At 37.5% G+C, this 14,078-nt stretch carries 15 protein-coding genes; 10 read left to right on the top strand and 5 right to left on the bottom strand.

What is annotated here, in order from left to right; translation table 11 throughout:
* The first annotated feature begins 46 nt into the window (after positions 1–46).
* Both fba and AC1M9M_RS11165 read left to right on the top strand, forming a co-directional pair.
* Positions 47–1,084: a class II fructose-bisphosphate aldolase gene (fba, locus tag AC1M9M_RS11170; RefSeq protein ID WP_035269168.1), complete on the top strand. Its 1,038-nt coding sequence runs from the start codon at positions 47–49 to the stop codon at positions 1,082–1,084.
* A gap of 77 nt (positions 1,085–1,161) precedes the next feature.
* A complete protein-coding gene (locus AC1M9M_RS11165) occupies positions 1,162–2,010 on the top strand; it encodes an EamA family transporter (RefSeq protein WP_481596359.1) in 849 nt (282 codons plus the stop codon).
* A 23-nt stretch (positions 2,011–2,033) separates the two neighbouring features.
* Here AC1M9M_RS11165 and AC1M9M_RS11160 read toward each other — a convergent pair whose 3' ends face one another.
* On the bottom strand, positions 2,034–2,687 hold the full coding sequence (locus AC1M9M_RS11160; RefSeq protein ID WP_481596406.1) for an A1S_1983 family putative colistin resistance protein: 654 nt from the start codon (positions 2,685–2,687) through the stop codon (positions 2,034–2,036).
* 98 nt (positions 2,688–2,785) lie between these two features.
* Here AC1M9M_RS11160 and ispF point away from each other — a divergent pair, with 98 nt between their 5' ends.
* Positions 2,786–3,271: a 2-C-methyl-D-erythritol 2,4-cyclodiphosphate synthase gene (gene ispF, locus AC1M9M_RS11155; protein ID WP_481596358.1), complete on the top strand. Its 486-nt coding sequence runs from the start codon at positions 2,786–2,788 to the stop codon at positions 3,269–3,271.
* Between the two features lie 10 nt (positions 3,272–3,281).
* On the opposite strand, the gene AC1M9M_RS11150 is transcribed toward ispF, so the two are convergent.
* From AC1M9M_RS11150 to AC1M9M_RS11140, 3 genes are all read right to left on the bottom strand, one after another.
* Entirely contained in the window at positions 3,282–3,806 is a 525-nt protein-coding gene (locus tag AC1M9M_RS11150) for a protein-tyrosine phosphatase family protein (protein ID WP_481596357.1), read from the bottom strand.
* 48 nt (positions 3,807–3,854) lie between these two features.
* Positions 3,855–4,946: a 3-deoxy-7-phosphoheptulonate synthase gene (locus tag AC1M9M_RS11145; RefSeq protein ID WP_051586615.1), complete on the bottom strand. Its 1,092-nt coding sequence runs from the start codon at positions 4,944–4,946 to the stop codon at positions 3,855–3,857.
* 263 nt (positions 4,947–5,209) lie between these two features.
* Complete coding sequence (locus tag AC1M9M_RS11140; protein ID WP_481596356.1) at positions 5,210–6,085, bottom strand: sulfite exporter TauE/SafE family protein; 876 nt, start codon at positions 6,083–6,085, stop codon at positions 5,210–5,212.
* A 186-nt stretch (positions 6,086–6,271) separates the two neighbouring features.
* Between AC1M9M_RS11140 and lpxB the strand changes: the two genes are divergently transcribed.
* Positions 6,272–7,441 carry a lipid-A-disaccharide synthase gene (gene lpxB, locus AC1M9M_RS11135; protein WP_481596355.1) on the top strand — a complete coding sequence of 390 codons (1,170 nt, stop codon included), beginning with the start codon at positions 6,272–6,274 and terminating at the stop codon, positions 7,439–7,441.
* A gap of 35 nt (positions 7,442–7,476) precedes the next feature.
* Here lpxB and AC1M9M_RS11130 read toward each other — a convergent pair whose 3' ends face one another.
* Positions 7,477–8,352, bottom strand: coding sequence for a DUF2797 domain-containing protein (locus AC1M9M_RS11130; RefSeq protein WP_092767828.1), 876 nt, complete (start codon positions 8,350–8,352; stop codon positions 7,477–7,479).
* Between the two features lie 31 nt (positions 8,353–8,383).
* Between AC1M9M_RS11130 and AC1M9M_RS11125 the strand changes: the two genes are divergently transcribed.
* The 6 genes from AC1M9M_RS11125 to AC1M9M_RS11100 all read left to right on the top strand — a co-directional run bounded on the left by AC1M9M_RS11125 (position 8,384) and on the right by AC1M9M_RS11100 (position 13,720).
* Positions 8,384–8,851, top strand: a complete 468-nt coding sequence (locus tag AC1M9M_RS11125; RefSeq protein ID WP_092767830.1) for a DUF6231 family protein — start codon at positions 8,384–8,386, stop codon at positions 8,849–8,851.
* A gap of 101 nt (positions 8,852–8,952) precedes the next feature.
* Positions 8,953–9,567 carry a YidB family protein gene (locus AC1M9M_RS11120; protein WP_481593701.1) on the top strand — a complete coding sequence of 205 codons (615 nt, stop codon included), beginning with the start codon at positions 8,953–8,955 and terminating at the stop codon, positions 9,565–9,567.
* A 162-nt stretch (positions 9,568–9,729) separates the two neighbouring features.
* Complete coding sequence (locus AC1M9M_RS11115; protein WP_481596354.1) at positions 9,730–9,945, top strand: hypothetical protein; 216 nt, start codon at positions 9,730–9,732, stop codon at positions 9,943–9,945.
* A 40-nt stretch (positions 9,946–9,985) separates the two neighbouring features.
* Positions 9,986–10,189 (top strand): hypothetical protein, encoded by a 204-nt coding sequence (locus AC1M9M_RS11110; protein WP_481596353.1) that lies wholly within the window; start codon positions 9,986–9,988, stop codon positions 10,187–10,189.
* Positions 10,186–11,781 carry an FAD-dependent oxidoreductase gene (locus AC1M9M_RS11105; RefSeq protein WP_481596352.1) on the top strand — a complete coding sequence of 532 codons (1,596 nt, stop codon included), beginning with the start codon at positions 10,186–10,188 and terminating at the stop codon, positions 11,779–11,781. The genes AC1M9M_RS11110 and AC1M9M_RS11105 overlap by 4 nt, the downstream gene beginning before the upstream one ends.
* A 61-nt stretch (positions 11,782–11,842) precedes the next feature.
* On the top strand, positions 11,843–13,720 hold the full coding sequence (locus AC1M9M_RS11100) for a 5'-nucleotidase C-terminal domain-containing protein (RefSeq protein ID WP_481596351.1): 1,878 nt from the start codon (positions 11,843–11,845) through the stop codon (positions 13,718–13,720).
* The last annotated feature ends 358 nt before the right edge of the window (positions 13,721–14,078 follow it).

Raw genomic sequence — 14,078 nt, 5'->3', positions numbered from 1 at the left:
AAACACAGGTCAGGTTAGAATATGGAGCATTACCTGGGAGGAAATTATGGCTCTTATTTCAATGCGCCAGCTCTTGGATCACGCCGCAGAACATAGTTACGGCGTACCAGCGTTTAACGTAAACAACTTAGAACAAATGCGCGCGATTATGTTAGCCGCAGATGAAACAAATTCACCTGTTATTGTTCAAGCATCTGCTGGTGCTCGTAAATATGCTGGTGCTCCATTCTTACGCCATCTTATTTTGGCTGCAATCGAAGAATGGCCACACATTCCAGTTGTGATGCACCAAGACCATGGTACTGATCCTGACGTTTGCCAACGCTCAATCCAATTGGGCTTTTCATCTGTAATGATGGATGGTTCATTAGGTGCAGATGGTAAAACACCAACAACTTATGATTACAACGTAGATGTAACTCGTCGTGTTGTTCAAATGGCACATGCGTGTGGTGTATCTGTAGAAGGTGAGATTGGTTGCCTAGGTAGCCTTGAAACTGGTTTGGCTGGTGAAGAGGATGGTGTTGGCGCTGAAGGCGTTCTAGATCATTCACAACTCCTTACTTCGGTTGAGGAAGCGACTCAATTTGTCGCTGATACTAACGTTGATGCGTTAGCAATTGCGGTTGGTACTTCACACGGCGCTTATAAATTTACGCGTCCACCTACAGGTGATATTTTAGCGATTGATCGTATTAAAGAGATCCACGCTGCACTTCCAAATACTCATCTTGTAATGCATGGTTCAAGTTCAGTTCCACAAGAATGGTTAGCGATTATTAACCAATACGGTGGTGACATCAAAGAAACTTACGGTGTTCCTGTTGAGCAGTTGGTTGAAGCAATTAAACACGGTGTACGTAAAATCAATATCGACACTGACTTACGTTTAGCTTCAACAGGTGCTATGCGTCGTATGATGGCTGAAAAACCAAGTGAATTTGATCCACGAAAATTCTTTGCTCAAACTGTTGAAGCAATGAAGCAAATCTGTGTAGATCGTTATACTGCATTTGGTACAGCAGGTCATGCTGACAAGATTCGCCCAATTTCTTTAGAGAAAATGGTAGATCGTTATAAATAATTAATAAAATTATTTATAATTTTAAAAAGCCCACAGTGATTGTGGGCTTTTTCTTGAATAAAAAACAAGAGCAAATTATGGAACTGATTTTTTCAGCAGCTTTATGCAGTGTACTAGTATCGATTTTATTGAAGTTTAGTAAGTCTCGTGGATTTGATGTCATGCAAATGATTGCGTGGAATTATGCCATCGCCACGATACTCTGTTTTTTTTGGTTTGAGCCAGATCTCTACCAAATATCATTAACCTCCACACCTTGGTGGCTTATTGGGTTGTTGGGAATAGCTTTACCCTCAATATTCTTGCTGCTTTCCAAATCACTTGATCAAGCTGGAATTATCAGAACTGAAATCGCGCAAAGATTATCCGTTGTTCTTTCATTGTTGGCAGCCTATTTTCTTTTCCAAGAAAAATTTAGCACCCTGAAATTGATTGGTATTGCATTGGGTTTGAGTGCAATTGTTTTGATCATTTTTTCTAAAACATCGACACCAACATTGCAAACAAAAAAAGCAGGAATGTATTTGCTCGCAGTTTGGCTTGGCTATGCACTCGTAGATGTTCTGTTAAAATACAGTACAAGTTTAGGGTTAAAATTTGCAGTCAGTTTAAACTTGATGTTTGTGTTTGCTTTCATTATTTCCATGGGATATTTGTCCCTGCGTCAAACATCATGGTCATTGCAAAATTTTCTTGCTGGACTAAGTTTAGGTGTATTGAATTTTGCCAATATTGCACTTTATGTGAAAGCACATATGTTGTTAAAGGATTCACCTGCAATCGTATTCGCTGGTATGAATATTCTAGTCGTAGTGTTAGGTGTGATCGCAGGTATATTAGTTTTTAAAGAAAAAATAACCCTAAAAAACAGCTTAGGTATTCTGTTAGCGATCACAGGAGTGTTGTGTTTAGCATTCGCAATTTAACTGTGAACTTGCATACACTCTGTTTAATCATATAGTCGATAGATTCCACTAAAGCGCTCACAGCCTGTTTGCTCAGTTGAGACAATCAGTAATGATTTTTGATATTTGAGTTTGTACTGACAATCATGCTCATTATCAATAATTTCGTGTTTGTTTTGAGTGGTTGTATAAGCCAATAATGGGATGGTCTGGGTTTCTAGGCGATTGTTAGGGCTACGATAAGCAATACCTTCAATTTTGACGCGATCCTTGCTTAATTGATGAATCTTAAGGTGTACAGGTTGCGCTGCAATTTTACCTTGTTCAAACTTGATGTAATGCTGAGTAAGCGTTTGATTCATTGACATGTAAAAGTTTAAATCATCAATGCGTTGATTGATTTGTAATGACACACAATTTTTATTTTTACACTGCTGCAGTCGATTCAGCCAAAGCTGTTGTGTATCTTGAATTAATCGAGTTGGTGCATCGGTAACTAAGTAGGATGTTAAAAAGCGTTCATTCAATTCATCTCTCAAAGATGAAAAATCAACAGAACAAATCATGGAATTTTTAAAATTTGATTGAGGCTTATCGCATTGAATAAGTTGTGCCTGTGCGACAGAAACACTGCTTAATCCAATGAAAAAGATAGAAATTAAAGGTTTCATCCAACTTGATACGCTTTTTGACAACATCATCGCTTATACTTTCAAATGTTTGCGCATCTACTATAGCGAACAAGAATCAAAGAATACAAGATTTCATTTTCAAAAACTGTGTAAAGGAGTTCAATGTGAGCTTAGCTATTCGTATAGGTCAAGGTATTGATGTTCATGCTTTTGAGGAAGGCGATTATGTCACATTGGCTGGTATTCGTATTCCGCATACACATGGTTTGAAAGCACACTCTGATGGAGATGTAGTTTTACATGCACTTTGTGATGCATTGTTGGGTGCTTTAGCGCTCGGTGATATTGGACAGCACTTTCCAGATACTGATGAACAGTTCAAAGGCGCGGACAGTAAGGTTTTATTAAAGCATGTTTATCAGTTGATATTGGATCGTGGTTATCAACTGAATAACGCGGATATTACAGTGGCTTGTGAGCGTCCAAAATTAGCGAAACATAATTTAGATATGCGTCAAAGTATTGCAGATGTACTTGGTGTGGATATCAATCAGATTAGTATTAAAGCCACTACCACTGAAAAATTAGGATTTACTGGTCGTCAGGAAGGAATTCTGTCTACAGCGACCGTATTGATTAGTCATCAATAAACAATTTTGATCATTCAAAGTTTTGCGCTTTCATCAAAGAGGCTTGCAGTTCTTGAGTGGCTTTACGTCCTTGCAACTGTAAGCCGACTGCGTGCATTAACCCAGTCCAAGTGTTGTTGGGTTCCCATACTTGGTGTAATAGCTCATGTGCTGTAGATAAATCCATATTCATATAATGTAGTCGGTACAGATAGATTAATGAACTACATTGATGATTTTTGGTGCAATGTATCCAGACCATTTTCTCTTTAACGAGATGGTCGATCAGATCGAGCACAAATAAACATTGATCGTCATGTGGAAATTCTGGATCAATAGGGACTTGGATGTAGTTAAGACCAATTTCAGCACTTAAGCGATCCTCGTGATTTAAGTTCGGTGTAGCATCATTAAAAGCGAGATTAATGATGGTATCGATACCATAAGCTTTAATCGATTTAAGTTGTTCTTCGTTTGGCTGACCTGAGCTAAACAAATGCTCATGAACAAATTGAAAATGGGGGATTGAGCTAAGTTCTTTTTCGAGTTGATCCATGATTTAACCTTATAAAAAAACGCCATCGTGTGATGGCGTTTTATCTGATTAACGTTGTGGTAGAACGTCTTTCAAAGCTGCATCCATTTCCAACAAAACTTTTTCAGTTGTTTCCCAATCGATGCATCCATCTGTAACAGACTTACCATACTCTAAATCGCAAAGATTTGCAGGAATATCTTGGCGGCCACCTTTTAAATGACTTTCAACCATAATACCTACGATCGATTTATTGCCATCTAAAATTTGTTCAGTGATATTTTTTAGAACCAATGGCTGAAGGTATGGGTCTTTATTAGAGTTGGCATGACTCGCATCAATCATGATCTTGTTGCTTACTTTTGCTTTCGCTAATGCATTTTCAGCTTCTGCTACAGAGCCAGCATCATAATTCGGTTTGCCATTACCACCACGTAAAACGACATGGGCATATTGGTTACCTTTAGTACGAATAACTGAAACTTGACCTTGGTCATTTAAGCCAAGGAAACTATGACCATGTTTTACAGACTGCATCGCATTGGTCGCAACAGTGAGACCGCCATCCGTACCATTTTTAAAGCCAACAGGAGATGATAGACCTGAAGACATCTCTCGGTGTGTCTGGCTCTCTGTTGTACGTGCACCGATTGCTGACCAAGAAATTAAGTCTTGGTAGTACTGTGGAGAGTTGGGATCAAGCGCTTCAGTTGCGCATGGCAGACCTTTCTCATTGAGTTCCAGCAATAATTTACGGCCTAAACGTAAACCTTTTTCAATGTTGAAAGAGTCATTCATGTCAGGGTCATTAATTAAGCCTTTCCAACCCACTGTTGTACGAGGCTTCTCGAAATACACGCGCATGATGATATAAAGCGTGTCTTTCACTTTTTCGCTTAAAACTTTTAAACGATCAGCATAATCATGAGCTGCTGCAGGATCGTGAATAGAGCACGGTCCAATGACTACGAATAAACGTTTGTCGTTGCCATCTAAGATATTACGTACAGTTTCACGACCTTTTAGGACTGTTTGGTATGCATTATCAGTTAACGGTAATTCTGTTTTTAATTCAGCAGGAGTAACAAGAGGCTGAATGCTTTGTACATTCACGTCATCAATGTCGTTTTGGGTGATAGAATTTGACTGTAAAGTATTCATTGCCGTCACTGGTTCGTTTTTACAAGAAAATGTTCAATCTATTGAATATAGCATGATTCAGTAGATCATTTGTTATCAAAAAGTTGAATGGATTTAATAAAAAAAAGTAATGAAATTGTCTTTTTGGTATTAATCAGAGTTTCTGCTTGTATTGTATAGAATGATTTTAAATTTTGAAAATTATTAAATCGAATAAATCATTTAATTTCACCTCAGTGAAATATACAGCTTCACTGAGGTTATAGTTTGAACATGATACTAAATTAAGAATGAGCTTGAGTTGATGTTTCAATAACTGCCTCAGGCGCGGTCACAGGTTTTGCTTTGACTGGATTAAGCATGAAGTTAACACCAATGGCAAATAAGGTGATGCCCAGTACCTTACGAATAATTTTTTCTGGTAAATGGGAGCTCACCAACGTACCAACGATGATTGCAGGAATTGACCCGACTAAAAGCCACATCAATAAATTGAAATCCACATTACCTGAATTCATATGCCCCATACCTGCCACGAGCGTCAGTAAAACTGCATGGACAACGTCAGAACCAATAATTCTAATCATAGGTAAATTAGGGAACATGATGATCAGCGCCATAATGCCGAATGCACCCGCGCCAACTGAAGATAAGGTCACAAAAATACCCAATACAATACCCATTAAAGCAATATATAAACGCTTCTGCTTTAATTTTTCTCGAGTTAATTCAACTTCCTCTTCAGTAACTTCTTTAGAAAATTTCTTGAAGAATTTTTCTACCTGGGTACGGAATACAATTGAAATACCAGTAATGGTCAGCATAAAGCCTAAGACCATCGTGAGAATGGCTTTGTAATGTGTAGATTGACTCAAATAGTTGTCTAAAACCCAAGTTGTGGCTAAAGAGGCTGGAATACTTCCGATCGCAAGCCAAATGACGATGGGCCAAACAATATTAAGCTTTTTTGCATGTACAAAAGAGCCGCAAAACTTAGAAATCGCGGCATAAAGTAGATCTGTACCAATTGCAATATGTGGTTCAATTTTAAATAAACCAATTAAGATAGGAGTCATAAGTGAGCCGCCACCTACGCCAGTAACCCCTACACAGAATCCAACTAAAACACCTGCTAAAATATATTCAATAGAACCGTACATCGTTTATGCTACTTATCAGAAAACCGGCATATCTTATGATTTTTGAATATAAGCTGTTGTCTTGATTATTCATTTACTTATTCAAAAATAAGATAAAGCATCGCTAAGTTAAGATATTTCAAGAACTCAATCTGTTATGAGCTGCTTATGTTAAGATACTTGTAGAGCATGAGAGAGGATATTCATTTGCAAAATCGAAAACTTAAAATTGGCATTGTGGTTGGTGAAGTTTCAGGTGATACCTTAGGCGCCAAATTAATACGTCGTTTTCGAGAGCAGGGAATTGATGCTGAATTTGAAGGAATTGGCGGTCCTCAAATGATTGCAGAGGGTTTTAAAAGCTATTATGCGATGGATATTCTATCGGTGATGGGAATTGTTGAAGTATTAAAAGATATTAAAAAACTTTTTGCGGTTCGAGATGGCTTGGTTGATCAATGGACTAAACAACCTATTGATATTTTTATAGGGATAGACGCACCAGATTTTAACTTGCGCTTAGCAAAAAAAATAAAGCAAAAATCGTTGCCAATTAAGACTGTTCAATATGTGAGTCCTTCAGTTTGGGCATGGCGTCAAGGTCGTGTTCATGGGATTAAAGCCACAATTGACTTGGTACTTTGTCTATTTCCATTCGAAAAAACTTTTTATGATCGATTTAATGTGCCAGCGGTATTCGTTGGACATCCTCTCGCTAATCAACTACCGCTGGAAAATCCTATACTCGATGCAAAGCAGGCGCTTGGTTTAAATCCTGCACAAAAACATATCGCATTACTGCCTGGAAGTCGTCGTGGTGAAGTTGATAAGTTAGGACCGCTTGTATTAGATGCAGCGAAGATTGTCCATCAAAAATATCCTGAGTATCAATTTTTAATTCCAGCCATCAATGAGGCTCGTAAACAACAAATTGAGCAGATCCTAATAGGTTACCCAGATAGGTTCAGAGATAATATCAAGTTAATGGAAAATATTGACGCGGAATCTAAAATAGGTCGGATGGTCATGGATGCCAGTGATATTGTGGCGTTGGCATCGGGTACAGCAACACTTGAGGCGATGTTATTGCATCGTCCTATGGTGACTTTTTATAAATTAAATAGTTTGACCTACTGGATCGCGAAACTTTTAGTGAAAATTCCTTATTATTCTTTACCTAATATTATTGCAGGTAAAAAAGTAATTCAGGAGTTAATCCAGAATGATGCAACTCCAGAAAACTTAGCACATGAGATTGAGTTGTTGATGAATATCGAAAACTCAAAAATACAATCTATGCAATTGTTGACGATGCACAAGCAACTATTGTCGGATCAAAATGAAGATCCAGTGCACGCAATTCTATCTATCCTTTAAAAAAAGCCTCATATTGAGGCCTTATTGATTTAGCATTATGAATCAGCACGAATTTTTAATTCATAACCCGTATATTTGCGTATATTGATTACACCTGTGTCCATAATCAGATATTGTCCTTTGATACCGTGCAGTTTTCCACGTATGACTGGCGTTTTGTCTAAGTTATGCGATTTAATTTTTTCAGGATATTGATCGACAGGATAAATGAATTCACGAGGAAGTTCGTTTTCTAAAATTTCTACATTTTCATTGAAATCTAGGCTCATGCTGAACTCATCTCGAATGGTTTCAATTTGAGGTTCAAACTCCGTGAGCAATTCATCTCTGATCTCTAACAAATTTACCTTTTCCGCTTCACCTTTCAGCAATTTTCTCCAGTCTGTTTTATCAGCGACTTGCGTACCAAACATGACTTCAAGTTGTCCTGATAACCGACGAGAGCCCACTTTCATAATAGGTAAAGCTTGGGTAGCCCCTTGATCTAGCCAACGTGTTGGCATTTGACCTAAACGGGTAATGCCAACCTTTAATGCACTTGAATTGGCAAGATAGACAATATGGGGTTGAAAGCATACTTCTTGAGCAAAGCTTTCTTCACGACAAGTCCCTAAATGGTAATGGCATGTTTCTGGCTTCATAATACACATATCACAGGCTGCTTTCGTTTTCATGCATTTAAAGCAGTGACCTTGGGAGTATGATTTTGGTGTTTTATTCCCACAGGAAACACAGTAAATTTTGCCGGTCCATTCAATTTCAATTTCTTGACCTAAGTTGAACGGGAGATTGATTTCTGAACGATCTAAAATAAATTTATATTCAACATTTGCCTGTTGTGTTTGTTGTTCAGTTACACTTAGGTTGGTTAAACCAGCGTGCATTTTATGACAAATGCCCTGTAATTCCATGCTTTAATCTCACTCAAATAAGGTGCAGCTCATGGCTGAGAAAAATGTCATCACGTCAATGCTAGACGATTTATCTAAAGAACAGCCAATTCAAACTGCCGTATGTCTTGGTCAGGATCTCAGCCAAGACTATGCTCAAACAATCCAATGGAATCATTTTAACGTAACTGAATTTTTAATGCTTCCTTTTCAGCAACGCTATGATCTAGGTGTTGTGATTTTAAATAATGAACAGATGGATACACTATCAACCCATCATAAATCACAAATGCTGGTAAAACTGCGTGATTTAATGGCAAAAAGAATCGTCGTGTTGAGTCATATTGCAGATGAACAATTATTAAGAAGTCTGGGATTCACGCAGCTCATTGAGCAAAAAAATACAGAGCAAGATTTCGCCTTATGGCAATTCAATATTTTGAATTATAAGCATGTGCCAGATTGGTTTAATTCTAAGTTTTGGGCTAATCCAGAAAATTGGAATAAGTTTCGATGGTAATGGCAAACTTTGAGTTTATCAAAACACAACAATTTCAATGTACAAAGCCATGTTTTTAACGATATGCTGATCAATGAAAATAAGAATGTAAAGGTGTCTTGATGACAAATTTAAGTAATATCGTTGAAGTTTTAGCGAAACAGGCTTTAGGCGGTAATCCACAATCTAATCAATCGGGATTGGGTGGTGTACTTGGTTCGGTACTCGGGAGTTTAACGGGACAAAATAATCAGACCAATCAAAACCAACAACAAGGTGGATTGGGAGGGATTTTGGGATCTGTACTTGGTGGTTTATCGGGTAGTCAATCTGGTGGTGTAGGCAAATCATCAGGTCTAAACGCTCAAACCTTATTAATCGCAGTAGTTCCTTTAATTCTCAATTGGATTCAAAAAAATGGCGGTTTGCAAGGTGCTCTTGATCAACTGAAAGGTCAGGGTCTGACGAGTCAAGTGGATGATTGGGTTTCAACTGGTCCTGGCGAAAATGCCAATGTCAGCACGCAACAGGTTCAAAATTTATTTGATCAGCAAGATGTAGAGCAAGTTGCACAAGAAGCGCAAGTTCCTAAACAGGATGTATACAGTGCGATTTCTTCAGTCTTACCACAAATTATTGATTCGCTTACACCTCAAGCAAATAAGACCGATCCACAAGAAGCGAATTCAGATATACAAAATGTGTTGAATCTTGTATCAGGATTTTTAAAGAAATAAAGTGAAATTAATTTGAGTTAAAAGCCGGATGTGACATACATTCGGCTTTTTTTATGCAATCGATCAAAGGATGTATGTGGAATAAAATTTAAACGATTGATATATTTCATTAAGAAGCATAGGACATGCTGAATAAAACAAAAATCATTGAGGGAGAAATTCATGATCCGTAAGGAGCATTTAATCACTGCTTCGTTGTCCTCGATTAAGGCAACCTATCAACAACTTTCATCCGCGCCACTTGCCATGAGACAAGGAGAATATAAGGCTCAGTTTATTGGTCCTTGGTGGTTAAGAGTGTCTGCAGCACCGAGTTTATTTTTAAGTGGATTGGGGGGGGGTTGGGAAAAAATTCATCAATCAAAATTTAGTCACTAATATTTTACTCAATCGCGGGCAGAGAAGTGAAAAGCTTCAAATGGAGTGTCTAGAAGAGGCGTCTTTGATTGATGGAAAACAAACGATCGCCTTGTATTATGGCAAGACAGCACCAATTCCATGGCGTTGGGTGGTTGATGAGTTAAGACAGCTTGATGAACATACGATGTTGTGTATGACTATCATTAATCTTCCTTTTTTAAAGCATTTTTCATTTCCATTTATTCTAAGTCGTGATGTATGAAATCAAAATTTGAATATGATGTCATTATTGTAGGTTCAGGCTTTGGTGGAAGTGTATCTGCGCTAAGATTTTCTGAGCTTGGATTAAAAGTAGCTGTGCTAGAGCAGGGAAGAAGGCTCACTGAAGATGATTTACATCGAGCAAGTCGGAGTTCTAAATACTTAAATTGGGCACCGACGTTAGGGATGAAGGGTTTTCTTGCACAAGACGTATTCCAACATATGGGTGTGGTTCGAGGGGTTGCCGTTGGTGGTGGCAGTGTTATTTATGCTGCTGTGTTGTTAAAACCAGGTCAAAAGTTTTATCGTGATCCAACTTGGAGTCATTTGTCAGAAGACTGGGAGAGGGAATTACAACCGCACTATCAGATGGCTCAGTCCATGCTAGGTGTAAGTTTAAATCCATATAAAGGTCAGCAAGATGAGTGGTTAAAACAAACAGCAGAAAAAATGGGTTCTGGAGATAGTTTCGACACCGTACCACAGGGAATTTACTTTGGTGATCCTCATCAATGGGTGAGTGATCCGCTATTGAATGGTCAAGGTCCCGAACGAATAGGTTGTAATCAGTGCGGAAATTGTATAACGGGGTGTGCGCAGGGTGCGAAGAATAGTTTGGATAAAAACTATTTATATCTTGCAGAGAAAAATGGAGTTGAGATTATTCCAGAAACCAAAGTGACTCATCTTTCACATGTTGATGGAAAATATATCATTCATACATATCAGTCATTTAACTCCAAAGAAAAACAAGATTACTCTGCGAAACAGGTCATTCTATCCGCAGGTGTTATAGGAACCGTTGAAATTCTGTTTGCTTCAAGAGAAGTGTACAAAACCTTACCGAATATTTCTGGTCAGTTAGGTGAGCATATTCGAACCAATAGTGAGGCGATTGTTGCAATCTCTAATAATGATAAAACAATAGATTTGACGAGAGGGACGACCATTTCCAGTCATTTTCATGCAGATGACAAAACACATATTACTCAGAATCGATTTCCAGCAAGTTATGAGTTTATGAAGTTTTATATGGGACCACTGGTCAATGGCGATCAACCTGTAAAACGTGCACTCTATGTTTTAAAGCATTTTTTTCTGCACCCCTTTGTTTCAACTCGATCATGGCGTTCTAAAAACTGGCATAAACGTGTCACTGTATTAACCGTCATGCAACAGGCAGACAATCAACTACGATTTGTATATGGACGTACTGCACTCAGAGGTTTTAGGCGTTTTTTGAAAACGCAGGTTTCAGTTGGAGAAAGAGCGCCGTCTTTTATACCGTTAGCAAATGAAGCTGCGGAAAAATTTGCTGAAGTAAGTGGTGGTCAAGCACAGAATAATATATTGGAAAGTATGGGGCACTTATCTGTTACAGCGCATATATTGGGTGGTGCAGTTATGGCTGAAGATTCCTCTAAAGGTGTGATTGACTCTAATCATCAGGTTTTTGGCTATCAAGGCTTATATGTGGTTGATGGAAGTGCGATTCCTGTGAATGTCGGTGTTAATCCGAGTTTGACCATTACGGCATTAGCTGAGCGATTTGCGGAAAAATATAAAATCAGTCATTTCGATAAAGTGTCATAAATCCACCATCATAATGTCATATCTTCGTTGAATACTCTTGGTTTAAAAAAGGAGTATTCAAATGAAGAACAAGAAAAAAATAACAGCTCTTCTCTTAACGACATCGTTATTACTAAGTAGTTGTGGTGGAGATGACCAAAAATCTAATCCTAATATTACACAACCCTCAGAGTTAAAAATTCTTCATATTAATGACCATCACTCCCATTTAGATGGTGAAGAGCTTAGCTTTAATTTTGATTTAGGTCATGGTGAAGAACAACTAGTCGTTTCGCGTGGTGGATTTTCTCGTGTAGCAACATTTATGAATCTAATGGCAGAAAATCATCCGAATGTAGTGAAAATTCATGCTGGTGATGCGATAACAGGAGATTTGTATTATAACCTCTCAAATGGAAAAGCTGACGCTGAAATGATGAATACAGTGTGTTTTGATACTTTTACCTTGGGAAATCATGAATTTGATGCAAAAGATCAAGGCTTAAAAGATTTTATTGGTTTTTTAGACGAAGGACACTGTAAAGAGCAAACAGAGATTCTTTCTGCAAATGTTGAATTTGGGGTGAGTTCACCTTTATATCAGACAGATCGGATTCAAAAATCTATTGTTCTTGAGCGGGATGGGGAAAAATATGGGGTTGTGGGGCTCACCATTGCATCAAAAACTAAAAATTCCTCTCAACCAAATCAAGACACATTATTCCGAGATGAAATTACAGTAGCTCAAAATGAGATTAATCAACTCAAAAAACAGGGAATTAAAAAAATTATTTTACAAACACATGTAGGCTATGAACTAGATCAAAAATTAGCACAAGAACTTACGGATGTGGATGTGATAATTGGAGGCGACTCTCACACATTGTTTGGACCTCATATATTAGAAAAGTATGGTATGTCTCCTGTCTCTACCTACCCATTACAATTGAAAAATAAAAATGGCGAATCTGTTTGTGTTGCTCAAGCATGGCAATACAGTTATTTGGTTGGTGAACTTAACGTAAAATTTAATGCAGATGGTGCGGTTCAAAGTTGTATGGGTACACCGCATGTGTTAATTGGCGATGATTTTAAACGTAAGCAAAATAATGAAAGAGTCAGTGATCGAGAAAAAAAATATATAGAACATCAATTCGAAAAAGAACGAGCTCCTTTTTCTATTATTAAAGAAGATCAAAATATTTTGAGTGTCTTAGAGCCCTATAAGCAATCTAAAAAATTATTTGCAGTCAAAGTTGTTGGGCAGGCAGTTGATAATTTATGTTCAAGACGTGTGCCGGGAACTCAATTTGATCGCTCACGATCATCTTTAGGTGATGTGTGTAATTTGAATGTGCATGTCGATGCCCATGGTGGTGATATTCAACAAATGGTTGCCGAAGCATTTCTTAAACAAGGCAAAGAATATTTTAATGCTGATATTTCATTTCAAAATGCAGGTGGAGTAAGAGTTGATTTGGCGAAAGGAAATATCACTGTAGCAGATATCTACCAAGTCTTACCTTTCAAAAATACGCTCGTTCAATTGAATATGACTGGTCAAGAAATTAAAGATACGCTTGAAGATGCCATTTCAGGCGTGATTGAACAAAAAAATACTGGAAGTTATCCATATACGGCTGGATTAACTTGGCAAGTTGATATGACGCAGCCTAATGGAAAGCGTATTACAAATATTCAAGTCAGAAATAGGTCTGACCAGCTTGTGCCATTAGATTTAAATCAGTTATATAAAATTGTAACCATCAATTTTTTAGCTGATGGGGCTGATTACTATCAAACATTGAAAAAAATTACAGGTGATCGTCGAATAGATGTTGGATTGGACTATGCAGAAGCATTCTTAAATTACTTAAATTCAATAGATGGTCATCAAGAAATAAAAACAATTCGAAAATTACCTACTTCATATTATAGTACTCAAAAATACATAGAATAAGATTTAGAGCTTTTTGATCTGAAAAACCTCAATTTAATTGGGGTTTTTTAATTTAATTAATCGTTTTTGTGTATTTTTTAGTGTAAAAAACATAAATTTGCTTAAAAAATAAACATGCATGAGTTTTTGTTTAAATAAGGGGTTGCAATGATTTCGAAATGCTCTAGAATGCACCCCATACCGACGAGATACACGGAAACGAGCGAAGCAGGTTGCTGAGTTGTTAAGTGTTTCGAGTCCAGCTTCTAGCATTGACGAGATGTTAGAAAGATCATTAAGAGATTATGAAGAACAACTTGTGTGGATTTTTACTGGTTGATTGATCGATATATATTATCATTGATAATTGGTAGAAATT

This window comes from Acinetobacter sp. ANC_7503 (assembly GCF_056780035.1).
The sequence above is the reverse complement of the archived record's forward strand: the minus strand, read 5'-3'. Positions and strand labels throughout refer to the sequence as shown.

Bases quoted from the DNA above. Each gene is read 5' to 3' on its own strand.
- AC1M9M_RS11120 (WP_481593701.1), top strand. From the start codon at position 8,953: ATGACAAATTTAAGTAATATCGTTGAAGTTTTAGCGAAACAGGCTTTA.
- fba (WP_035269168.1), top strand. From the start codon at position 47: ATGGCTCTTATTTCAATGCGCCAGCTCTTGGATCACGCCGCAGAACAT.
- AC1M9M_RS11100 (WP_481596351.1), top strand. From the start codon at position 11,843: ATGAAGAACAAGAAAAAAATAACAGCTCTTCTCTTAACGACATCGTTA.
- AC1M9M_RS11150 (WP_481596357.1), bottom strand. From the start codon at position 3,806: ATGGATCAACTCGAAAAAGAACTTAGCTCAATCCCCCATTTTCAATTT.
- AC1M9M_RS11160 (WP_481596406.1), bottom strand. From the start codon at position 2,687: ATGTTGTCAAAAAGCGTATCAAGTTGGATGAAACCTTTAATTTCTATC.
- AC1M9M_RS11140 (WP_481596356.1), bottom strand. From the start codon at position 6,085: ATGTACGGTTCTATTGAATATATTTTAGCAGGTGTTTTAGTTGGATTC.
- AC1M9M_RS11145 (WP_051586615.1), bottom strand. From the start codon at position 4,946: ATGAATACTTTACAGTCAAATTCTATCACCCAAAACGACATTGATGAC.
- AC1M9M_RS11115 (WP_481596354.1), top strand. From the start codon at position 9,730: ATGATCCGTAAGGAGCATTTAATCACTGCTTCGTTGTCCTCGATTAAG.
- AC1M9M_RS11130 (WP_092767828.1), bottom strand. From the start codon at position 8,352: ATGGAATTACAGGGCATTTGTCATAAAATGCACGCTGGTTTAACCAAC.
- AC1M9M_RS11125 (WP_092767830.1), top strand. From the start codon at position 8,384: ATGGCTGAGAAAAATGTCATCACGTCAATGCTAGACGATTTATCTAAA.
- AC1M9M_RS11165 (WP_481596359.1), top strand. From the start codon at position 1,162: ATGGAACTGATTTTTTCAGCAGCTTTATGCAGTGTACTAGTATCGATT.
- AC1M9M_RS11110 (WP_481596353.1), top strand. From the start codon at position 9,986: ATGGAGTGTCTAGAAGAGGCGTCTTTGATTGATGGAAAACAAACGATC.
- AC1M9M_RS11105 (WP_481596352.1), top strand. From the start codon at position 10,186: ATGAAATCAAAATTTGAATATGATGTCATTATTGTAGGTTCAGGCTTT.